The organism is Rufibacter psychrotolerans, from assembly GCF_016924645.1.
Taxonomy (GTDB): Bacteria; Bacteroidota; Bacteroidia; order Cytophagales; family Hymenobacteraceae; genus Nibribacter; species Nibribacter psychrotolerans.
Genome location: NZ_JAFFJV010000028.1, coordinates 1 through 22803 on the forward strand (window position 1 = coordinate 1; position 22803 = coordinate 22803).

16 protein-coding genes are annotated in these 22803 nt (G+C 44.7%); 7 read left to right on the forward strand and 9 right to left on the reverse strand.

The window, feature by feature from the left end; all coding sequences use genetic code 11:
* Positions 1–474: 474 nt before the first annotated feature.
* The gene (locus JT718_RS20185; RefSeq protein WP_205504613.1) at positions 475–1170 is read right to left on the reverse strand and encodes a recombinase family protein; all 696 of its coding nucleotides are present in this window, start codon (positions 1168–1170) and stop codon (positions 475–477) included.
* Between the two features lie 557 nt (positions 1171–1727).
* Positions 1728–2288 (reverse strand): hypothetical protein, encoded by a 561-nt coding sequence (locus JT718_RS20190; protein ID WP_205504614.1) that lies wholly within the window; start codon positions 2286–2288, stop codon positions 1728–1730.
* A 147-nt stretch (positions 2289–2435) separates the two neighbouring features.
* Here JT718_RS20190 and JT718_RS20195 point away from each other — a divergent pair, with 147 nt between their 5' ends.
* Positions 2436–2684, forward strand: coding sequence for a helix-turn-helix domain-containing protein (locus JT718_RS20195; RefSeq protein ID WP_205504615.1), 249 nt, complete (start codon positions 2436–2438; stop codon positions 2682–2684).
* Between the two features lie 102 nt (positions 2685–2786).
* Here the strand turns inward: JT718_RS20195 and JT718_RS20200 are convergent, their stop codons facing one another.
* The 4 genes from JT718_RS20200 to JT718_RS20215 all read right to left on the reverse strand — a co-directional run bounded on the left by JT718_RS20200 (position 2787) and on the right by JT718_RS20215 (position 8869).
* Positions 2787–4244, reverse strand: coding sequence for a hypothetical protein (locus JT718_RS20200; protein WP_205504616.1), 1458 nt, complete (start codon positions 4242–4244; stop codon positions 2787–2789).
* A gap of 839 nt (positions 4245–5083) precedes the next feature.
* Complete coding sequence (locus JT718_RS20205; RefSeq protein WP_205504617.1) at positions 5084–5803, reverse strand: hypothetical protein; 720 nt, start codon at positions 5801–5803, stop codon at positions 5084–5086.
* 613 nt (positions 5804–6416) lie between these two features.
* Positions 6417–7577: a hypothetical protein gene (locus JT718_RS20210; RefSeq protein WP_205504618.1), complete on the reverse strand. Its 1161-nt coding sequence runs from the start codon at positions 7575–7577 to the stop codon at positions 6417–6419.
* Positions 7578–7738: 161 nt separating this feature from the next.
* Entirely contained in the window at positions 7739–8869 is a 1131-nt protein-coding gene (locus tag JT718_RS20215; RefSeq protein WP_205504619.1) for a T6SS phospholipase effector Tle1-like catalytic domain-containing protein, read from the reverse strand.
* 446 nt (positions 8870–9315) lie between these two features.
* Between JT718_RS20215 and JT718_RS20220 the strand changes: the two genes are divergently transcribed.
* Both JT718_RS20220 and JT718_RS20225 read left to right on the forward strand, forming a co-directional pair.
* The gene (locus tag JT718_RS20220) at positions 9316–9642 is read left to right on the forward strand and encodes a hypothetical protein (RefSeq protein ID WP_205504620.1); all 327 of its coding nucleotides are present in this window, start codon (positions 9316–9318) and stop codon (positions 9640–9642) included.
* A gap of 208 nt (positions 9643–9850) precedes the next feature.
* Entirely contained in the window at positions 9851–10855 is a 1005-nt protein-coding gene (locus tag JT718_RS20225) for a hypothetical protein (RefSeq protein WP_205504621.1), read from the forward strand.
* Between the two features lie 321 nt (positions 10856–11176).
* On the opposite strand, the gene JT718_RS20230 is transcribed toward JT718_RS20225, so the two are convergent.
* The 3 genes from JT718_RS20230 to JT718_RS20240 all read right to left on the reverse strand — a co-directional run bounded on the left by JT718_RS20230 (position 11177) and on the right by JT718_RS20240 (position 13346).
* Positions 11177–11728, reverse strand: a complete 552-nt coding sequence (locus tag JT718_RS20230; protein WP_205504622.1) for a TIGR02594 family protein — start codon at positions 11726–11728, stop codon at positions 11177–11179.
* Positions 11729–12035: 307 nt separating this feature from the next.
* The gene (locus tag JT718_RS20235; protein ID WP_205504623.1) at positions 12036–12266 is read right to left on the reverse strand and encodes a hypothetical protein; all 231 of its coding nucleotides are present in this window, start codon (positions 12264–12266) and stop codon (positions 12036–12038) included.
* Positions 12267–12680: 414 nt separating this feature from the next.
* Positions 12681–13346, reverse strand: coding sequence for an FRG domain-containing protein (locus JT718_RS20240; protein ID WP_205504624.1), 666 nt, complete (start codon positions 13344–13346; stop codon positions 12681–12683).
* Positions 13347–13982: 636 nt separating this feature from the next.
* On the opposite strand from JT718_RS20240, the gene JT718_RS20245 reads away from it, so the two are divergent.
* The 4 genes from JT718_RS20245 (at position 13983) to avs3b (ending at position 22682) form a co-directional block, all read left to right on the forward strand.
* Complete coding sequence (locus JT718_RS20245) at positions 13983–14699, forward strand: type IV toxin-antitoxin system AbiEi family antitoxin domain-containing protein (protein ID WP_205504625.1); 717 nt, start codon at positions 13983–13985, stop codon at positions 14697–14699.
* A gap of 77 nt (positions 14700–14776) precedes the next feature.
* A complete protein-coding gene (locus tag JT718_RS20250; protein WP_205504626.1) occupies positions 14777–15682 on the forward strand; it encodes a nucleotidyl transferase AbiEii/AbiGii toxin family protein in 906 nt (301 codons plus the stop codon).
* 75 nt (positions 15683–15757) lie between these two features.
* Complete coding sequence (locus JT718_RS20255; RefSeq protein ID WP_205504627.1) at positions 15758–22030, forward strand: hypothetical protein; 6273 nt, start codon at positions 15758–15760, stop codon at positions 22028–22030.
* Complete coding sequence (gene avs3b / locus JT718_RS20260; protein ID WP_205504628.1) at positions 22008–22682, forward strand: AVAST type 3 anti-phage protein Avs3b; 675 nt, start codon at positions 22008–22010, stop codon at positions 22680–22682. Before JT718_RS20255 ends, avs3b begins: the two co-directional genes overlap by 23 nt.
* The last annotated feature ends 121 nt before the right edge of the window (positions 22683–22803 follow it).

Here is a 22803-nt window from a genome sequence, read left to right on the forward strand (position 1 = left end):
CTTTAAAACGTTCGATGTCAAAAGAGCCATCGGATTTAAAACAAGACGGGAAATTCTCTTTAAGGACAGCTAATTGTCTGCTGTTGGGGGTGGTGTTGTCGTTTTGCTGTATAATGTCTTTGATCATTTATTCTTCTATTTTGCTATAATCTATTGCCAAATTTATTCTGGTTACAATATCTTATCTTCTAATGTTTGTTGTTCGGCCTCTTGCGCCCAGTTTCAAACCAAATGGGGCAGCTGAACCACAATACGGGTTAGGCCGCAAGGCCCGATGTTAGAAAAGGTCACACTGCAAAGGCGCTTATACTCCCATTGGTACCAACCCCCAGAATTTTCGGCTAAAATATCTTGAAGTTACTATATGCCAAACATTGGTCTTGCCAATATTGACACTATTGAATAAACGGAGTACCTCCAGTTATTGGCCTTATGTGCGGAGTCAAAAATCCATTTATCCGGCGAAGGTATTCTTTATTCAGCAACATCCCTATAATAGAGCCGTTGGGCCTGAATCGCCTGGAAGCTGCCGCCCCTGCTGGTCCTGAAGCCCCCTTTGTTCAGTTCCTGGGCTATCTCCCGCCAGGTGGGCGTGCCGCTCTCCCGGGTGCTTTCCCTTAGCGACTTGACCAGGGCCGCCGCCCGCCGGTTGTTCTCGTTGGCTTGCGCCTTATCCCGGTTGGCAGTCACCCCCAGCTGGGAAGCCTTCCCTTCCCTGAACGGCTCCGAGGCCGTGCGCCACTCGCCCCGCTGCCTCAGCTTCTCGTCCAGGGCCGCCTTGGTACGGAGGCTGATGAGCTCCCGCTCCCTGTCGGCGATGGCCATGAACAGGGTGAGGGTGAATTTGTCCAGGTTGGGGATATCGCAGCTTTCTAGGCGTCCCTCCAGCTCGGCGTAGATCCGCAGGGCCTGCTCGGTGTTGCGGCTCAGGCGGTCAATCTTAGCCACTACGAGGGTGGCCTTGTGCTTTCTGCAGAGGGCCATGGCCTGCTGCAGCCGGGGCCGGTTGGCGACTTCCTTCCCGCTCACGTGCTCGGTGAACTCCGCCAGGGGCTCCCCCGGGTAGAAGTGCCGGACGTAGGTGCGCTGCGCCTCCAGGCCCAGGCCGGACTCCCCCTGCTTCTTGGTGGACACGCGGTAATAGACGACGATGGGCTTGCTCTGGGTCATTTCCGTTGCTGTAACAATGCTACTACGTTCGTAGAAGTTACGTTACAAAGGTAAAAGCTGGGGCCAAAATTCCGAGAAGCACATAAAAAAGAACCGCACACCACCTTTCGGGGATGTGCGGCCTATGTCTGCTTTGATGCGTTACCCCAGAGCGCAGGCGGATAGCGGCAAGTGCCTCAAAGCAGCAGCTTGAGGGTATAGTACGGGCCCGTTGCCGGTAGGTTGCCTTACCCAGTTCTTCTTTGTATCTGGATCCGGGCCCCGAAAGGCAGAATGGTACGGAACTGCACCGATTCGCAGGTGCAATCCGTGCGGATTGCACCCGTTTCGAGGAACAACTGCCTCTCCAAAAATCGAAAGTGGTACAGATCTGCACCACTTTGGGTACCTATTTTACCAATAGTTTTTATATAAACGTTTGATAATCAATAATAACAATAAAAATAAGCATTTTATCGGGTGTGAGATCACACCCAACTCCACGTCCCGCGCTGCGGACCGGGTGCAATTGCACCCCGCCGGCAGCCGAAATATGAGCGGGAGGTAAGCGTTCCGGTTCAGGATACTTGAGGTTCGGTTAGCTGCCTTTCCATGAAGGCGCTGAACTCCGCGTGACCAACTAACGCCTCCAGCCGAAATCCTTGGGCCGGGGTAAGGTCATAGGCCTTGTTCCCCTCCCCGCGCCGATCCGTAAGCGCCTTTGCCGCCGCTTCCCGGAAAGTCAAGGGCTTCTCTCCCTCATCCAGCAGGGAAGGTATCACGGGATAGTGAAAAAGGGCCTGCTGGGTGGGGTAGTGTCCATAGGCCTGCTCGGCAACTCCAAAGCCGAAGCCGGAATAGTCTTCATCTGCGCAGGCTCCGTCTACCAAGACAGGGATGAGCTGCTGGCCGGATAGGAAGAACCCGAGGGTGGCGCTATACTTACGTCCTCCGTAGGAGAAGCATCCCCCGGCCAGGTGGCTCACTTTCTGCCACTGGTACTCTTTCAGGGTAGAGTTGCCGGTGTGGATACTGGAGGAGAAGACCACAAACAGGTCCTGTCCGGGGAAGGCGTACTCCACCGTCAGGTCCGCCTTTATCTCTTCGTCTTTCTCGATGTCTTGCAGGTAGATGATCATGTTTCTTTCATTGAGGGGTTTGGAGATGGTTGCCCCGCCCACTGGCATCCGCTCCGGAACAGCAGCCCCTAAAGGTACAAAATTCAGACTATAGTCTGTGGAGCGGCGCGGCTTATTTAGACTCCTTTGTGCATACTATAGTCACAGATGGAGGAGAGAACGTTCGGCTCGCTCATGCAAGAGCTCAGGAAGGGAAAGGGATTATCTCAGGAAGAGCTAGCCTTCCGCTGCGGCCTGGATCGCACCTACATCTCCCTGCTGGAGCGGGGCCTAAGGGTGCCCACCATCGCGACCCTCTTCAAGGTCAGTGCCGCCCTGACCATCCGACCCGAGGAGTTCATCGCCCGGATGAGGGTGCAGTTCGGGAACTGGCAGAAGGACGGTTCCCGGGAGTAGGCGGGACTGCTAGGCCGATAAGCACATTTTGTTGGCAACACTGTTGCCCCTGTTCCATCTTTCTTCTGGTCGTGTAAAACTTTGACTGGTAAATAAATATTGCTATCCAATGCTTAAATTTTGCTTTAGCAACTCGCTAACTACCGTAACACCAATTTTAGTGGCTGTTTCTATTACCCATTGGCCACCAGCTTTCAAATACTTAATTACACCATTAGCATTCTTGCTTTGAGCTTCTTTTTCAGCCAGTGCCACCTGTTGTACAACGGCAAGCTCTTCGGGTGTGTCTGCCTTAACTTTCATTTCACTTTTAAGCTGGGAAAGCTGCGTCACTAACAAATCAAAATCAAGATTAGCCGGAATTTTATACTGAACCTGATTAAAGGTATTATTCTCGGCTTTGGCATTAGGCCCCATGGCTCCTACCTGACCATTGTTTTCATATTTGTCATTCATTATTTCTAGCTTTTCTATATAGTTGATTGTTTTCGCTTGTATCTGAGGTCGGAAGTTAAAGGACAGTATTTTTTCTTTTATAATTTCAAATTCACCTGGCTGAAAATCAAAAAATATCGTCTTTATGTCATCAATGAAATCTGTTTCACCTTGAGCAGTTACCTTTTTCTCATCTTTTAAAAGAGTATTGATAGCATTATCCAAATAGCGTTGCAGGAAATCTGATGCTGGAGTTAAGGAAGTTACTTTTATTTTGTCGGATGAAATTGCTTTTAATACATGTTTTAAAGCCTCAAATTCAGTATGTAATCGTAAAATGCTAATCCTTAATTTTCGATCTATGCCAATTTCTGGTTGGTAGTCATTTCGGGTATGAATCCATAACCTAGTTGGCATGTTATTAAATTTCCGCCATCCGGAATAAAGATTGAAACTATAAGTCTTATTATCATTAAAAGAGATGTACTTCTTTCCGGTATAAGCAAAAGATTCGTTTCTATCTAACAGAACATAAATTTGAGGGGTGCAATCATAAATGTTTTGTAGTTGAAGATCTAAGTCAAAACTTCCATGTTTGGTAGAATTTAGAATATAAAACTCCTTTAAAGGTTTTTTTATAGACTTTAATGGTAGTGTTATATACTGATATGTAGTTGTTTTTATAGATACAGGTATGTTTATAATCTCATGTATTATCTTCTGAAGAAGACTCCAATCGATCTTTATATGACTTAAATTCTTACTTGCAAAGACAAATTCATATTTAGTAATTACAAACCTCTCTGAAGAAAACTGATGCTTGTCAACAACCCTAAAATTGATAACAGGATCATTGATTTTAACTGGCTGGTTAAATTTGATCCCTCTCCGTATTTTACAAATAAAATTTTCTCCTATCCAGTTATTTAAACCTTTATTAACTCTTTCTGAGATTTGTCCTGATGCTCGTACAAATTCTTTATTTGGTGTTGGTAAAGGCCAAGACGGAGACAATAGCAGTTCGGGAGCGTTTCCTTTGAAAGCTCGAGTATCTGTAAGTGAAAACTGAATAAATATCACCATAAAAAAAAACCCAAAGTAGCTAATATCTTTGGGTTTGAACATAAAATAGCCTGTTTCAGCGAGGGTATGTTATTTTCAGGTTACCTTTTAAAGTTATACCTGTCCTAAGGTAACTATACAAAAGGGTGAAAACAAACTAATTATCCCAAAGGATAATCTCCTTACAAGCTGCGTTCTCAAATTATCAGAAAACGGTCCTATGCCTTTTCTGATTTGAATATAGTTAATATTTAGGTCGTATCCAAAATAAAATCAGGATTTATCTTACAATATTATATAATAGTGTGCTCCATTTATAATAGTATCAGAATCTTTTAAAGTTTAGATTTAATTAGGAGCTTTGTTTAGATACAATCGAGTCTTATAATTGTTAATTTACGTAACCTAAACTGTTATTATTCATATTGAATCATATCTAAAAAACAATCCTTATAAATAGTCAGAGCAAGAGAAGATGCTTCTATGATAGGTTATTATAAACTAATACTATTTTGGCTGCAACCAAGTAGTCGATTAAAAAGCCTTTTACAAAAGCAAAGTATTCTACTTTAAAATAGTTCCTGCTTCAAACCATCTGTTTCTAGCTTACTATCACAAGAATTCTCGTGTACTTTCTGTTCTAGCAAATCATATAAGTGAATTAAGCCAGAAGAAGAGAGCATATGAAAACAGCCTAAAAGCAATAAGCTCTCGATGTGGAGTAAATTGGAACGATGAGCTTCGATAAACGGTCATATTCTGGGGCATAGCTAATCTCGATTCCAATCGTAGTTTACTCCTAGAAAAGATAGAAGGCGCCCCCTTGGAAACATTGCAGTTAACATAGAACTGTACAAAGTTTGTTGCAAATTTAAGTATTACCAGTGTTTGTGAGCCACATATTACAGGGCCTTTTCTCCCGATCTAATGGATTTAACAGGCAAAGAAACTAAAGATGCTCTAAATTGGGGATTAACTTTGTGGGCAAATTTTGTTCTCCTACCTATTACTACAACCTCTATCCTATAGGGAATCCCATATTCTACTTCTTTAAATCCACTAAAAGTTGTGGCTTCATTACTTGCTAATGTATACTTACTATTTGCGTTATTATCTAAATTACTATAAATAGTGTCAACTTTACCATATGTATTAGATATAAACCTCTTTGTATTAAAACTTATACTATCTTTCAATTCACCTGTTTTCGCATTATATATATAACCTTCAATGTAATGAATATCCATAGAAGTCTTCCCATCTTTCTTAAGATCTATAGATACAGATAAATAGTCAGCTTCATTAAATGTTACTCTGCTACTTTTTGCATTTAATTCAAGAGAGGTTACTTCTAGATTTCCTAAAATTTCTATAAAAAAATATACACTTGCAAATATTATAGCAAGGACTTCAAATAAAGTTTTTAAATCGGTTATCTTTCCTTTTCCAATAGTCTTGAAATTCTTTATTAGTAGTAAAAATGTAATTGAAAGAATAAATAAACCTAAAAGGCCCGTAGAAGCAGTTTCGGGGAAGACACCCCCAAGTGTAGGAAAGAATAGCGCTATCAAAAACAATACTATAAATAGGATTGAAGATATTATAATAATTTTTTTTATCATGATATACTGTTTTATTATAATACGATTCCTCTCATACAGCTCATTATTATGCTTGATATTAGCGGAGCTTACTTCTTGCTTATTTTCTCCTTTCATTTTAATGTAGCAAATAAATATTACAATAAAAATCAATTTATTATTACAAATATATCTTATACTTATAAAATATCTTATACTTAAATAATAAAGAATTTATAGATTAAATTATATTGATTAAACCACTTATTTAACAATGCCAAGAATATTATTTAAGTCGTTTTTTAACAATATCTATTTTTTATCTAAACAAAGTAAAAGCATAATGTGTTGCTTATATCCCATCGGGTGAATCAAACATTACTTAATAATTGTATTTTATAATAATTTAAAGTTTAAAAAGTATAGACCCAAAAATTCCATCCTACTCCAATCCATAGCTAATTTAAAATTGGTTAAGGAGCACAGCCGTAGTTTCTTCGAAAACACCATTTACCTTCAATTTAAATTCAGTTCCAATCATATTTAATGATTCTTGCAATTGCGCCATTGATTCACCGGATCTACTTTGGCTTATATAAACACCAGAGTGTTACTATGATAATTTCACTAGCCATATTTTTTAGTTGCTTATCCATCATTTGATTTTGAAGTCATCATGCATGATATTGTTCTTGTATGCTTCATAAAGAGCTAGGTTCTTGTTGTATTCGTCGGAGCCTTCAGCTATAGTCTCAAGCACCTTTTTCAACTTCTCAGCCTTTGTTTTATAGTTCATATCATTATATAGTTGCATGGCTAGCTCAATGGTAGAAGTCAATTTTCCACCCATGTCATCATCACCGTAGAACTTTTGTAGGATAGCCGAAGAGGCCAGCTTTGGAGTAAAGGACTTCAGGTCCTCACGGCGCTGCCCGTCAAGGTTCAGGATAAGATATGGGGCATTGCCGCTGTATATAGCCCCAGTCTGCTTATGCACCAGTCGGAATTTGGTCTCCCCACCCTGCTCTACCAATCTTGATTCGTAAGCCGCAAATTGGTTTATATCTTGGTCATTGACGATCAGAACCTGCCTGGCGACAGCGTCCAAGTCCCCTGCGTTATTGAATTTGACATCATAACTGTCCTTGAAGTACCCCTTCTTGGCAAAAAGGGTGTTTCCAAGGTCACCCGCCAGTTTGATTAGGTGTGATCCCCCGAGGAGATAGTTCGCCGCCGGCAGGAAGACCGGTAAACCGGCTGCAGACTTAAGCAATCTTGAAATCTGGTCGAACACCTCCTGCTTGAACGTGTCCGCCACAAGTTCAAACGATACAGTTGTATTAAGGGAATCAACAGCCGGAGAATGATACACGACTCTCGACCCACTTTCTAATGCGGAAAACTCAATATACGTGCTTTCGTTCGCCTTCTCCTCTATTTTGTTGATTGCCCTGGATGCGGCGTCAAACGTAACAGAACTCTTGACACCTGACACCAGCAGAAGGTCTTTCTTTCCCTTAAAAAGCCCGTTTGGATAGTCACCTGTATATACAGTTAGAATCTCGATTGTCAAAGGTTTACCCAAGCCTATAGGTGTATATGGGTTGAGCTCTTTCAAGGTTGAATTCTCTCTATCTATCTTATTGAAGTTCTCTATAATTTCTGAAGATTTCACACTGCCTGATGAAAACTCGATTGACCTTTCTTTTTTATCTTTTAAGGATGTGGCTAAATCAGCCATACCACCGAACTGTTTTTTCTCAAGAAACTCATCCGTATCAACCAATGTGTTTCCAACAATGAACATGCTTGCCATGATATAATGTTTAATGGTTTATATTATTTTAGTTTGTGTTATAGTTCAGGCTAACTCCGCCTTGGATGTATAATGACTAAATAATTAGGTAGGCCTTGATCCCCTATGCTTTTTTTGCCTAATTGATTTCAAATAACTACTACATTTTATCAAAAGCATGCTTAAAAAAGCCTAGCTATCCTTCCAAGAGCATAGGATATGAAGGTCATTAGCAAGGTTGTCGCTGAATCAGGTGCTTTTCTCCGCTCCTTGATCGGCCACAGCATTTTCAGGTTTTTTGGACGGTACTCCCCATCCTCATCCATTCTTTGTTTTACACTCTCGTCTATCACCTGATTCGTGCCATCCTTAAGGGTGACTGTCCGGATTTTTGGAGGCCAGAACCAATACTTCCATGTGTAGGAATTCCTGAGTTCCCCAAGGTGATTCTGCTCCAGCCCTTGCAGTTGTACCTCATCGAAGCATAGGTTCAGCTTTTTTGACCTGTCGATAAGCCACCGAAGGGCTATATCGCTCAACCCGCAGTCGGCATACCCACCACCCACGTTGGAGTGCACCCCGGCAAACCAACGCTGCTCCAGAACCTGTGGATGCTTTGGATCGGCTTTAACTGTAGAACAAGGTTCCCATATGGAGGGGGTGAAAAGTACCCTCTTGTCATCCAAAGCAAGGCCATGATAGGCATGCTCTATTGTTTTGCCAAGTGTCACGTCATGGAACTTGTACTTGTTCTTGTTGTAGAGCTTGAACCAGGGCAACGGTATCCCGAGACTGCCTACCGTGTCCCAAACGCCTATGAACTTGATGGGGGTGACATCCTCCTGGCAGTAGTTTCTCCTGAATGATTTCATCAGGTCCGAATCAGGGTGCGTATACTCATTTCTGTCCCGGTATAACCCATAGGCTTTGTCGACCAGATTGATGTACTCCGCCTTGAGAATGCCGCAGTTTCTTATCAAACCGGCGATACTCCTGGCAGTGTATGCACCCCTGCTGAACCCGAACAGGAAGATCTCATCCCCCGGGGAGTAGTTCAAGAGGATGAAGGTGTAGACATCCTTTATGTTCATGTCTATGCCTGCTCCCGTAAGCCCACCGAAAAGCCTGTCCTGCCAGGTGTAGCCGGTTCCTACCCCTTCGTCATAGATCTTGCACTGCTTTACCCCGTCAGGGCCCTTAGCGCAAATGCTGTTGTACATTTTTTCGACGTTGGTTTTCACAGGACAACCTCTGTCGGAGTTCCCGAACTTGTTCCAGGTACCGTCGCTGCAGGTGATGATGCGTTTGTTCATCTCCGGTCCTTTAGGATTTTAGCAAATCATTCATAAGGCAATATCAAGGGCCGAGGCACTAGGTTTACCACGCCAAAGGGAAGGTCCTAGGAAGCGGAGGAAAAGGCAGGCGCAAGAGAAAGCCAGAGGCTAGTGGGGAGCTTTTAGGGGTGATGTCTTACTTATCTATGGTCCAATATAAGTACCACCCTATGCATAAGTAGCCATGAAAGCTTTCATATCTCTCACTTGCTGTATGCTATTGTTGTAATTATAATAATATTATTATAAATAATAAACTTTTTTGTTATATATTTTATTAATAACATTATGAAATAACCCTTTCAAGCTAATCCCAAAGGTACTTCCACATGTTGTTGACAGGTTCAATTACCTGATAGTCCTGTTAACCTCGGCTTCTTATTGATCTATTGCATTATGAAATCTTATAAATAATTTAATTCAAGATGGAAACCACCATGCATTCTCCTGAATCAGTGAACGTTCCTTGCACAACCCATGACTTGATGAAATTGGTTATTGAGGACACCAAGCTTACCCCTAAAGACAAAAAGCAACTCCTTGACGAACTGCGCAAAAACAATCCCTCACAAGCAGACCGCTGGACATACCGTTCCGCGATTTGGTTCTTAGGCTTTATAGTTTGCCTTTCCGTTTCGTTTATCTTCTGGTTAGGTGCGAGTTCAGAGGGGCTTATCGCAATCGGCTCAGCTGCGGTAGGTGGCTTGGCAGGGATGCTCAATTCCTCAAGGGCTAAGCCTAACAATAGTTAATGTATGCCCGCTTAAGTAAAGAAAATACTGATTCAAATAAGTCAGACTGGCTACTTTTATTAAAGCAACACTCATAGCCCTTTCAATCAGGCATGATTAACCCGCAATCGGGCGAGGGAGCTTTGGCGCTTGATAGGCAGCCAAACCTTCCTCTAAATCATTCTTCAAGACAGAGTATACTTCTTTCACCATAATCCAGGAGATCAACATGTTCGGTTCACAGATCCTTGAGGTCGCCATTGGTGTCCTTTTCGTTTTTATCCTCATGAGCATCATCTGCTCTGCGATCCGGGAGGGCTTAGAGTCTTGGCTGAAGACGCGGGCGGCGTTTCTGGAGCACGGAATCCGTGAGCTGCTCCACGACAAGGGTGCGCAGGGGTTGGCTAAAAACTTTTATAATCATCCTTTAATCTATAGCCTTTTCTCGTCGGAATACAAGCCTGGGCACGCCACCCAAAGGCCGGGAGCGTGGACAGGTGGCTCGAACCTTCCCTCGTACATACCATCCAAGAACTTCGCCCTCGCCTTGATGGACATCGCCGCCCGCGGACCGGCAACTGATGTAGCGAGTGCTGCAGGCGCACCCGTGATCTCCCTTGACACCATCCGGGCTAACATCAGCAATATCCAGAACCCCTCCATTCAGCGGGTGATGCTCACAGCGATCGACTCAGCACAAGGTGACCTTAACAGGGCGCAAGCCAACATAGAGGCTTGGTACGATAGCGGCATGGACCGGGTATCAGGCTGGTACAAGCGCTCCACCCAGTGGGTCATTTTCTGGATCGCCTTTTTCGCCGCGGTGGCTTTGAATGTCAACACCATCACTATAGGCGACTACCTTTACCGCAACGACTCGGTAAGGGCTGTTGTAGTGAAGAAGGCAGAGGCTTTTGCCGGCAAGGGAGAGGACGCAGGAGGCGGGTATGCCGCTGCAAGAAGCGAGCTGGAATCGTTGGGCTTGCCAATCGGCTGGGCTAAAGGTTGGGGAGCGCCGCACCAGGGCTACCGAATAGGCACGGATACGTTCGATGTTTGGGGCCATCTCTTCGCGCCCCTCCTCGGTTGGCTGCTGACGGCGTTTGCCGCGACCTTGGGGGCGCCGTTCTGGTTCGATGTGCTGAACAAGGTGATGGTGATCCGCTCAACGGTTAAGCCCCATGAGAAAAGCCCTGAGGAAGCCTCCGAGGACCGGCAGCATCCCCAGCGGTAAGTACTGCAAAACGGGTAGCCGTAGCACGGCAGCTTAGTTCGGTGGTGCGGATAGCTTATGTGAATGCGAGGCCCCTTCTCTGCCAATGCTGAAAGGGTGCCGAGAGTCCGTTCACTACTTCCACGTTCTTAGCTTTTCCGTATTCAATCACATGAACGCTTTCAAGCGGTATTTGCAGTTATTATGTCCTATGCTTGATGAGTCGTCCTTGGAATGCAGCATTGTTTCCCCGTACTAACATTAACCCATTGGAAGACATTGGGCTAAATAAGCGTAAACCGGTACTGTTTTGCTTAAGCTGCACCTGGTGCGATTGGACCGTTAACTCTCATCCGTTGAAAGGCTCCCAAGTGCTCCAAGGGTGATCCTCCGGATATTAGGGGGCTGCTGCTTGTAGAGTGGCCTCCTTGCGGCATAAAGTCGGTTCTTTGCGATAGCCTGAACGCAGACGCAGTCCCCCTGATTGCCTCCCAGCACATGGTATGCGGTTTCATCCTCGCCCACGTAAAGGCCCACGTGACCGGCTTTCCTTCCTTCCTTCGTCCTGCGGACGAAGACCAGGACATCCCCGAGCATAGGCTCTTCCGACAACTTACCGAAGGTCCCCCAATTCAGGGCCCACAATGGGTCCTTGACCAGTTTCTTGCCCGCCCGCTTTGCCACCACGGCCATAAATAGGCCACACCATGGGATATCGTCGGCGAGGTAGACCTGCCGGATGTCCGCGCCTACCTCATCTGCCCAGGCAATGATTGTCGGGTTATTTCCTTTTCCTGGCTTTTCGGTCACGCCATGGAGGCTCAAAGCCTCCTGGATCATCCTGGGACCTGACTCGGAGAGGAGCCACTGGTGCACTTTGCGTAAAGTTGTCATAAGAAAACAGTTGCGGTTGAGTGATAAATAATGAAGACTAAGTAAGTAATAAACAGTGAGGAATATGAACCCAGATGCCTTTGGCCAACAAACAGTATTGATCGGGTTCTTCCCATGTTTGCCTGCCTCTAACCGGAGTTCCCGCCTTGCCTTACTTCTTCCATGTAAATCCGGCAATAGATTATGTCAGGTCTACTCCCTACCCCACTTAAATTTAATTCGAGTTCAGATGCTTTTCACCCGCGGCTCATCTTTACTCAGAAAATCATGAGAATATAGGATGCGGTAACCACTTTGTCAAATTTATTTATATTTTAATAATATTAATTATAAAATTATTAATATAAAAGATATTATCTCGATACTTCTCGCCTCCGCCACCGCCTTTATCACCTTGTATAACTTCAGGTCGAGCAGATTCCGCAGCAAGCTGAAGGATGATCTGGCCATTCTCAAACGGTACAGGGAGGAATTCGAGGGACATATCCCTCTGGAGAGTGACAAGGCCTATGTCTGCCTGCGCGGTAAAATCAAGCATAGCATGAATAAGGCATATGTGCTTCACCGAACGGACATGTCTGATGTCGTAACCGGTGTGGCTTTCAGTTGCCTGGCAGTTTTGCTATGGACTGTCAGAAACCCATTACTTGGCGTGTGGAAAGCAGCCCTTTCCGTCTTATTTGTCTTGATTGCGGGCTATTACCCCTACCTAAGGTTTAAAGATCGGGGGACAGAGAGATCCTGAACGGCAAACTAAGAGGAGGATATTTGCGATTTGCCAAACTGGGAATGGTAAGTTCTATGTACTTTAATCAATGTTGACCTTTTGAAGATATGTGGTTGGGCGTAGATCACCCTTATCAAAGAAGCCAAGATGTGAGTGCAAATGGCTGTCAGCTAAACTATCGTATTTTGTGATAGTACTGCATATCACTTATTATCTTATCCAGGGCTACATCACATGATGTTTCCCAGGCCCCTGCTCATTGATTCCTATGAGGTTGGCGATCTCCGCCTCCTGCTCATGGAGCCTATACTTAACGGCCAGTTCCTTAAGGGCGTTGAGCTCAATTTTAATTCTTTCTTTGGGGTGAAGAATGCCGTATCTATGCAGCTCCCCGGAAAGTATCCCTGAGTACCCCAATTCGTTGGCGAGCAGATGGAAGAAACTGAACACCTGCAAGACAACGGAATCATCATCTATTTTGAGTAAATCGCCCAGGCATTTTACGGCAGCCCTGTCTGTAGAGTCTGCCAAAAAATGGAACTCCTCATGCGGGAAATCCAAAAGGTCAAATTGGCTAAGGTCTGGCCTGCAAACCCCATACCCGTCCTGTTTTACCCAGCGGCATTTATGTCCGCCCTCCCCTAATGGCAGAAGCAGGAAATTATGGTCAGTTACCTCAAGGCCCCTCCCTCTAAGGTCCTCCGGGTCGAAGGCGTAGATTACCTGTGGCCCAACCCTGCCCTCGGAACCGAGCAGAGCAAAGTAAAGTGCCACCTCCGGTGTTCCCGTCAAGTCAAGCATCGGGGAGACCTCCAGGTAATGCTGAACCAGGGCTACTTCATCAAGCCTTTTGAGGGCGTACCCGGTGATGCCGCGGCTATATCTAGGCATATGCCCAATATTGCATCCTTCCTTTTTTCTGATTGGCGAAACATGGAGGGGTAAACATTTTTATAAATCTGGTTCTGGCCCCTGTACAGCGTTTTAGGCTTTGCCTCAAGCAGACGCTCCATCCATTCGATTGCCATGTTCTTATCCATGGCTTTTTAAACTTTACTTCATAATACGCTGCCTTAATGCTATATACAACAATTCCGCATAAAGAGTCGATGCATCTATTCTAGTATTTTGAAGCAATCATGATATTGAATCAATGTTATCTTTTTAAGCCTATTGGCAGTTGCCATGTCAAACTTGAAAAGCTAATAACGGTTCTTATGTAAAGCTGAGTAAGAGCCATTCAGCCTATAACCCATGTTATGTAAAGTACACATGAGTACACCCTTTGGCTTCGTCATATCGCATCAATCGAACTTACACAACTAAGCACAAGTAGAATTTACTACCTCTCCTCTTGGTTCAACAATATGCTGAATCTATCAGCAAGAAAACAACAGTACAACATTTTTAAAACAGCTTAATATTGGAATTAAACTTAGGCATGTCAAGTTTTATAACAAAAAAACTTGACATGCCTAAGAACGTATACTACTTTTGATATAGAAGAGAAAGTGAACTATGAGTGTAATGCAGCAAGCCATACAGAGGATCGAGCAAGCCCCCCCTGGCCAGTTGTTGACCTACGCAGACTTCCAGGTAGAAGAAGGCCAGTTCCCTGCTTTAGCGGCGGCACTCAGTCGCCTGTCCCGTAAGGGAGTGATTGAAAGATTAGCAAAAGGTCGCTACTACAAACCAAAACAGACTGTTTTTGGAAAAGTGAAACCTTCAGAGCAGGAGATTATCAGAAATTTGAGTTCCTCAGGCAATAAGTTGAGAGGTTACCAAAGCGGTATAGCTCTTTACAATCAGTTGGGGCTAACAACACAGATTCCCCAAGAGATAACCCTAGTAACCCGAAAACAGCGCCGGATCTCTAGCATTGGCAAAACCAAGATTCGCTATGTACAGAGCCCAATGGACTTTCAAGAATCTGACATAGACAAGCTACAGTTGCTGGATGTCCTACGCGACTTCAAAAAAATTCCTGACCGAAATAATAGGAAGGTTTTTGATATCCTGACCAGGTATATCAAAAACCTAAAGAACGAGGACATAGAGTCTTTGGCTCAACTGGCGTTAAATTATAATCCGGCTACCAGGGCATTGCTGGGAGCTTTAATAGAACAGATTGGGTACATAGATAAGGCGTATAAACTGCGGCAATCCCTTAACCCCCTCTCCCGCTATAAAATAAATATCCCGGAAAAGATGCTTCCTAATAAGAAGGCTTGGAACATTATATGAGACTACATCTAAATACTAGCATATTCCAGGACGCCATAGCAGCTACGGCAGAAGCCCTGCAAATCAGGGAGGTATTCGTGGAGAAGGACTATTGGGTCACACTGGTGCTTTACAGGTTAGCACACTCTCCTTTCGTAGAACAAGCAATATTTAAGGGCGGAACTTCCCTATCAAAGGCCTATCACATAATTGAACGTTTCTCCGAAGATATAGACTTGGCCATCAATGTCCATGAGGGAATGAGCGGTAACCAAATCAAACGATTAATCGGAAAAATCTCCAAGGAAATCACTCAAGACTTAGTGGAGATAGAGGATGCTGCTATCACCAGCAAGGGGTCTCGCTTCCGGAAAACATTACACGATTACGGGGCAGATGGACAAGGGGATTATGGACAAGCCATCAGTAGGATCTTGGTGGAGATTAACTCCTTCGCCAGCCCACATCCATACCAGCGTATGTCCATAAGCACTTACATCAGTCAATTTTTGGTGCAGCAAGATCTGCTGGAGATGATCCAACAACATGGCTTAGAACCCTTTGAAGTGAACGTGGTAAGTCTAGAGAGAACCTTCACCGAGAAAGTATTGGCTCTTGTCAGATCTTGTTACAATGATGATCCGATCGGTGAATTGCGCAACAAAATCCGTCATGCGTATGACCTTCACGCACTAACAAAGAAGCCTGAAGTGAATTCTTTTCTATACAGTGAAGGTTTTTTTGAAATGGTTCGTTTGGTGCAGGCAGATGATGCCCGTAACAGTGAGTTTCAGGGAGAATGGGCAACACAGCCCTTGAACACATGCCTACTGTTCTCTGATGTACGAAGCACTTGGGATTCTCTTGCAGCAACCTATCAGCAAGACTTCCGCTCTTTGGTATATGGTAGCCTGCCAGAGGCGGAAATGATTATAACAACCCTAGAAAGCATTTCACAACAGCTTCAAGCTTACGAAGATAGTTCTAATCATATCCCTACTTAACCCAATAGGGTATCCAGCAATTAGACTATTTCTAAAAACATCAAATACCTATTTTACAATAACAGAATACTCTAGATGAGCAATAGTGATTTAGTGCGTTTTAGCCGTGATGGAGATCAATTCCATTATCTCTGGGCATCCCGCCGTTGCCTCCAGCTCCTTTCACCCTCATCTGGACTTGTCGCTATCTCCATAGAAGGGCCTTCTGCCTCTGAAACACCTCTTGAGGAAGGGGAAGAACTAATTGACGTTGGTGAGTACTATGGGAGTGAGAACATTGAAACGGCAACTCTCATTAAGTACATCCAGCTCAAACACTCTACCCAAACCCCTGATGAGCCTTGGCAGCCAAGCGGATTGAAAAAAACAATAGAAGGGTTTTCTGACCGATATAAAGCAATTAAAACCACCTTAGGTGGGGCTGATTTGACCGGCAGATTGGAATTCTGGTTTGTCTCAAACCGCCCTATTATTTCCAATTTCCTAGAAACCATCAGTGACGCTGCCAGTTCCGCTACCCCACGCCACAAAAAGGACATGGAGAAGCTAGAGCTATTCACTGGCTTAACCGGATCAGAATTATCCTCTTTCTGCAAGCTTCTACGGCTGGATGGCAATCATGACGGCTATCTTGCACAGAGAAGTATTCTAGCGCAAGACATAAGCGGATACCTACCTGACGCCGATGTAGACGCTCCTATCCAACTTAAGGAATTAGTAACACAAAAAGCCCTTTCTGAGAGCGCTGGTAATCCCTCAATCACCAAGATGGATGTTCTCAGGGCACTGAAGACCGATGAGGATCGATTGTTTCCTGCACCCAACCTTATCAAGGAGCCTAGAGAGATTGTTCCCCGGGAGCAGGAAAGCTCCATTGTAGAACAGATCACCAATTCAAGCGGAATACCCGTTTTAGTCCATGCAGCAGGCGGAGTTGGCAAATCGGTTATTGCAAACAGGATCAAGTTAGGCTTACCGGAGGGCTCAGTTAGCATAACCTATGACTGCTTTGGAGATGGACAGTACAGGAGTGCCACTGCATACCGGCACCGCCATAAAGACGCATTCGTCCAAATAGCAAATGAACTGGCAGGAATAGGATTATGTCACCCACTCATTCCGACCCCCAATGCAGATCCTCCAGCATATCTCAAGGCTTTCCTTTACAGACTTAATCAAGCAGTAAGTATAATAAAGGCTAAGCATCCAAACGCATTACTATGTATTGTTATCGACGCAGCGGATAACGCCCAAATGGCTGCTGAAGAGCTAGGCGAAGCTCGTTCGTTTGCGCGGGACTTGTTAAGAGCAAACATGCCTGATGACGTACGAATTGTGATGCTTTGCAGGACCCACAGGCAGTCTCTCTTGGATCCTCCCTATAATGCACTTCACCTCGAATTACGACCATTTAATAGAGAAGAGACATCCCGTCTGCTCAGGAGCTCTTTTGCGGATGCGACAGATCACGATGTGGACGAGTTCCACAGGTTAAGTTCACATAACCCCCGTGTTATGGCAACGGCTTTATCCAGGGGTTTGCCATTGCAGGATATCCTGAAGTCATTAGGCCCAAACCCCACTACTGTAGAGGACACAATAGCGAGCCTGTTAGAAAATGCTGTGGCCGAGTTGCGCGACAGGAACGGCCCTACCGAACGGAACCAAATCGACCTGATTTGCTCAGGATTGGCAATATTAAGGCCGCTAGTACCAATACCTGTACTGGCCCAGATCTCAGGCGTGGACGAAGGTGCGATCAGAAGCTTTGCTACAGACATAGGTCGCCCCCTCCTCTTGTTAGGTGACACAATCCAATTCTATGACGAGCCAGCGGAGACGTGGTTCAGGGAAAGGTTTAAACCAGATAGAAGAAAGGTTGCTGAGTTGATTGAAGCCATAAGACCGCTTGCGGCCAAGAACGCCTATGTTGCCTCCTCGCTTCCCCAATTGATGCTAGAGGCGAACCAGCTTTCTGAGCTGGTAAATTTGGCATTATCCTCTTCTGATTTACCAGAAGGAAATCCATTAGTGAGGCGAGATGTGGAATTACAGCGCTTACAATTTGCCTTGATAGCTAGCCTTCGTGCCAAGAAATACACTGATGCAGCAAAGCTAGCCTACAAGGCAGGCGGCGAAACAGCAGGGGACGCGAGACAGAAAAACCTGCTTCAGGAAAATACTGATTTGGCCTCCATTTTTCTAGAGACAGACCGTATTCAAGAACTCGTATCCAGAAGGATATTTAGTTCTGGGTGGACTGGCTCTCACCACGCCTTTAATGCGGGAATATTGTCCGGGAGAATGGAATTACTTGGCGACGCACGAAGCCATCTTAGGATGGCGCATGAATGGGTTAGGAACTGGAGTAGGTTACCTGACGAGCTACGGCAAAAAGAAAAATTTGATGATGAAGATATTGTTGAGATGGCAACAGCCCATTTCAACATCCATGGAGCAGAGGCATGCTTTTCCGAACTTCGGGGATGGAAACCACGGGAAGTGGTTTTCCGTTGCAGCCAAAAGCTAGCGAGGCGTTTTATAGACAATAGCCGATATGATGAGTTAGACCAACTAGCAACCGAAGCTGCCAACAATATTTGTTCAATACTTGGCATTACAATAGAGCTACGTGAGGTTAATAAGAACCCGCCTAAACCAGTCGTAGACCGTACCCTCCGACTGCTTCTCAGTTCTCGCGTTCTATTATCAGAAAGAGAATCAATGAGCCATGATCATACGGTTCTTAGGGCAGTCACAACTATGGTTGAAGCTGGTATTGTACATTCCTCCTTGACGAATGAGGAACTGGCAACAATTCTTAAAAGATATCTACCTGAAACACCTCCAAGATGGCTGGGCTCTAGATTTGGACAATCAAGGTTTCCCCTGCTACATGCGTATTCCCTACATGCTGCACTCGCAAACACTTCCCTTGAATTAGAAGATCTGGCACACCCAGAGATCCGAGAGGAATTGTCAAAGGACAGCTACAGTGCTTCACAAGACAGCCGGGAGTTCAAGGAAATCGTAGGCGCTCTGCTGCCTTGGCATATACAATGGGCAAAAGCCCTTTTGGGCTTGATACCCAATGAACAATTAGGCACTATTATTTCCGAAACAAAAAAAGCTTCGGACAAGGCATCAAAACCATACTATGGAGTGGATGCCCAAACAGTAGATGAGATATCATTTCTTTGGTTCAAGATTCTTATCACTATAGGTGGCGAGATAAGTCAGGGAATTATTGATTACATTACTTGGCTGGAGTCAATGAAGAAACCTGTTTCAGCCATTACCCTGACTAGACTATCAAGAATAGCTGCCCGCCAAAATGGGTTAGAGTCCCTGTCTCTCGGTTTCGCAACCGAAGCCTTTTCTTACATCCAAGGGGAAAGCATGGACGCGGAAGAGAAAATCAGTAGATGCACTAATCTGTGTAGGGCCGTGCTGGCTGTTAGCATCCCCGAGGCAGATGGCTATTTCAATGCCGCCTTGGAAGTAGCCAACAGAATCGGTGGAGAGAACTTACAGCGTTGGTCAGCCATACTGGACTTATCTGACAAGGCCGCCAACCCAATCAGCCCCTCACCAGAAATAGCCTATAAGCTAGCCCGGGCAGCGGAGTTGATGTATCAGTATGTAGCTAGGGATAAGCATATGGAATGGTGGGGCACTGTCCAGGCCATGGCGGGGTTATGCCCAGCCTCTTCTTTTGCAATTCTCAGCCGTTGGCGTGACCGTGGCTTTGGGGATGCACAGAGACTTTTGCCAGCGGCCGTACACTTCCTGTTGGAAAGAAGGATATTGCCCCCCAAAGTAGCAATTGCTTTGTTTGGGTTCCAAGCGAAATGGAATGAAGTACTGTTGTTTCAGAAGGCCTTGGAAGCAACCACTACGAAGGAGGAAAAGAAAGTGATCTTCAACCAGTTTCATGAATACTTCGTGCTGCTAGAACCTAGTATCAAGGAGTGGAAGAAATACAAAGAGGTTACTGACTCGCATGGCTTACAACTAGTCATACCTGATGCTTATAAATCGACCAATGCTCAAGAACCAAGGCTTAGTAGGCCCGAAGACTTTGGTTATGGTATCGCAATGGATGCTGCGAACGAAAGTGAAAAAAGCCCTTTTGATCAGGAATTCGATAATTTAGATTTCAACTCATCAAACAACATCGGTGAATTCCTGAGGAAAATCAAGGAACATGTTCCCAATAATCACATCAGATTCTTTCTTGAGGAAGCACTTAAGCGTATAAAGGCCGGGAATGAGGCTCTATTTATTAGGGCTGTCACTGATCTGCCCGAATTCGATCTCTACGATTTTAGGTACCTAATTGATAATTTACCCCCATCTTGGGTGACCAGAGTTTCTATCAAACCCGCAATCGTTGATTTATTTAGAAAAGTTTGCAGTAGGAACAAATATGAAGTCTTCAGACTTCGCAATTATGAAGTACTTCCATTTGGGAGAGTCGCTCAGCTTACCGGCCTTTCAGAAGGTGAAATCGTGGATATAGTACTTTCGGCAATAGGCGAGTCGGGAGAGTATGGCAGTTCTGAGCGTCTCTTTGCGCTTGTAGGATTGATTGCCCTAAGGTTAAACAACAATGAAGCCCTTGAAGCACTAACTTTCAGCCTAAGCCTCTTTGAACCGATGCTTAGAAAGGAGGACGGGGATGGCCCATGGTCAACCAAGCTCTCTCCACCAAAGGACATAGATGCTGCCGTTGCTGGCTACATCTGGGCAGGCCTGGGTGTACCTGAGATTAAGCGGCGTTGGGAGGCAGCACACGTAGTCAAAGGGTTGGCTGTACTAGGACAGAACAGTATTCTAAATCATCTGGCTTCATTTGCGATAGCTGGTGAGAGAGGCCTTTTTTCGGATTCCAAGCTTTACTTCTATCGGTTTCATGCTCTCCAATGGTTGATGATAGCCTTTGATCGGATAGCCCTTGAGAACCCTACAAGTCTTATTCCACATATGGACTTTCTTTCAGGGGTTGCATTGGGCGAAAATCAGCATGTTCTGATAAGAGGTTTTGCAGCATCATCCGCCCTTAAAGTAATACAGCATGGGGGTATAGATGCCAACCCAGAGATAGTCCTTCAATTACAGGAGGTAAATACTTCCAAGATTCCAGGAGGAGCCGCTGACCCAGGCCATCAGGTTTTTGAAGTCCAAGATTTAAGTTCCGCTGATATACCTCGGGGTTTTGAGTTCTATTTTGACTTAGATTTTGGTCCTTACTGGTTCGCCGGTTTAGGCAGATGCTTCGGATTATCTGAAGCCTATATAAAGCAAGAGGTTGCCAAGCAGATCATTCAAGGCTGGGGACTTGCCGGATATGATAGCTGGGAAAAAGATGAACGAGGAAGGATAGGATACTTCAAGGACGGGGAAACTTATCACTCTCATGGGTCATACCCTAAAGCGGATGATCTGCAATTTTACCTCTCGTACCATGCCATGATGACGGTGGCTGGAAGATTGCTCAGCAGCCTACCTCTCATCAAAGAAGAGGATGAGGTAGAAAGTGTTTTTTCGGCTTGGCTCGCAGATTATAGTTTGACAAGGAGTGACGGTAAATGGCTATCGGACAGAAGAGATCCCATTCCCCAAGATTTGTCTGTCAATCAATGCGTGATCCCTGAAGAAGAATGGCGTTGGTCTGTCACCAAGGAAGATTTCAATCGATACCTTGGGGAGTCTAGCGATAGGCTTACCCTATGGGGAGGTTGGACTTCCACTTGGGACACTCTAAAAGAGGATGTGAGCATCAGGAGTGCCATGGTTACCCCTCAAAACTCCGAGGCTTTGATGAGGGCTTTGCAAACCGCTGAAAGTCCTCATGACTACTCTATCCCTGATGCGGAAGACCACCTTCAGATAGAAACCGAAGATTTTAAATTAAAAGGATGGGTTTTGGATAGAAACCAAGAGAGCGGCATAGACCAACATGATCCCTGGTCAGGTGAGATAAATTTTCCGTCTCTCGCACCAGCAGAATGGATAGTGGACCGTCTCAAGATGGAAAGTGACCCGGAAGAACGGGAATGGAGGAAGCAAAACGATCCCTCAGGTGCCACAATGATATGGTCACAAGCGTGGAGTAAAATGGAGGAAGATGACGGAGGACATAGAGGTCAACGACTCCAGGTATCCCAATCCTCCATGGCCGCAATGCTAAAAACACTTAATTATGACCTTATTATCAAAGTTACCATAGACCGTAGAAAAAAGTATTTGCGCTATAGTTCGAGACAGGATGATGGACTTGGATACTTACTCCCTTACACAAAACTTTTTATTCTAAAAAACGATGGCCACATCTATACGCTCTGAATCCGTTCTACAACTAGGGAAGAAAATAGTTGAGGAACTCGATCTTAATGATTCAGTGGACACATTAGGTCGGTGGATGGCACATTATATTGCCGAATTAATTAAAGATGCGGAAGTTGAAGATCCTGAGAAGCAAACTGAGAAGCTTAGAGTATGCTGCGATGCTATTCTGAAGCTCTGGCAGCACCGTAATGACTTTTCAGGTAGATCAGAGATCTTCTTTGATATCACTCCCATTCTTCGATCACTTAAGAACCTTGATCCTGAAGACGATACACCAAGGTATTTTCGTTCACACAGAGAGGACTTATATGAACACGAACAAGACCCTGAGGTAAGCGAGTGGCTAAAGCTTGCCGATGCCTTAGATAGTACAGCGAAAGATCTAATCCGCTACTGTTTAGCAAAGGCATCTAAAAATGAAATATCCAAAGCTAAAGCCTGGACAAGCTTTAGTGATGCGATAGACAGGGAGGATGAACTTGATTTAGAAGTTATAGAAAAGTTAAGTAAAGAGAATGACTTGCTAGATAATACAGTTCATGACGAGGCAGCGCGCTCAGAAATAGAAAGTAGAATAAAACGTCTAAGTTCATTTGTGGAAGTGGCTAACAATACACTTTCTGAACTGAAGAAAAATCTAAATGATTAACCTTCACGGATCATCTAGTTCATAAAACAATTTTCTACAAGTATCTTCAAAATGTTAAAGGTGTAGATTGGTTTCAATCTACACCTTTAACATTTTCTAAACGGTCGTTTAATTAACGTAA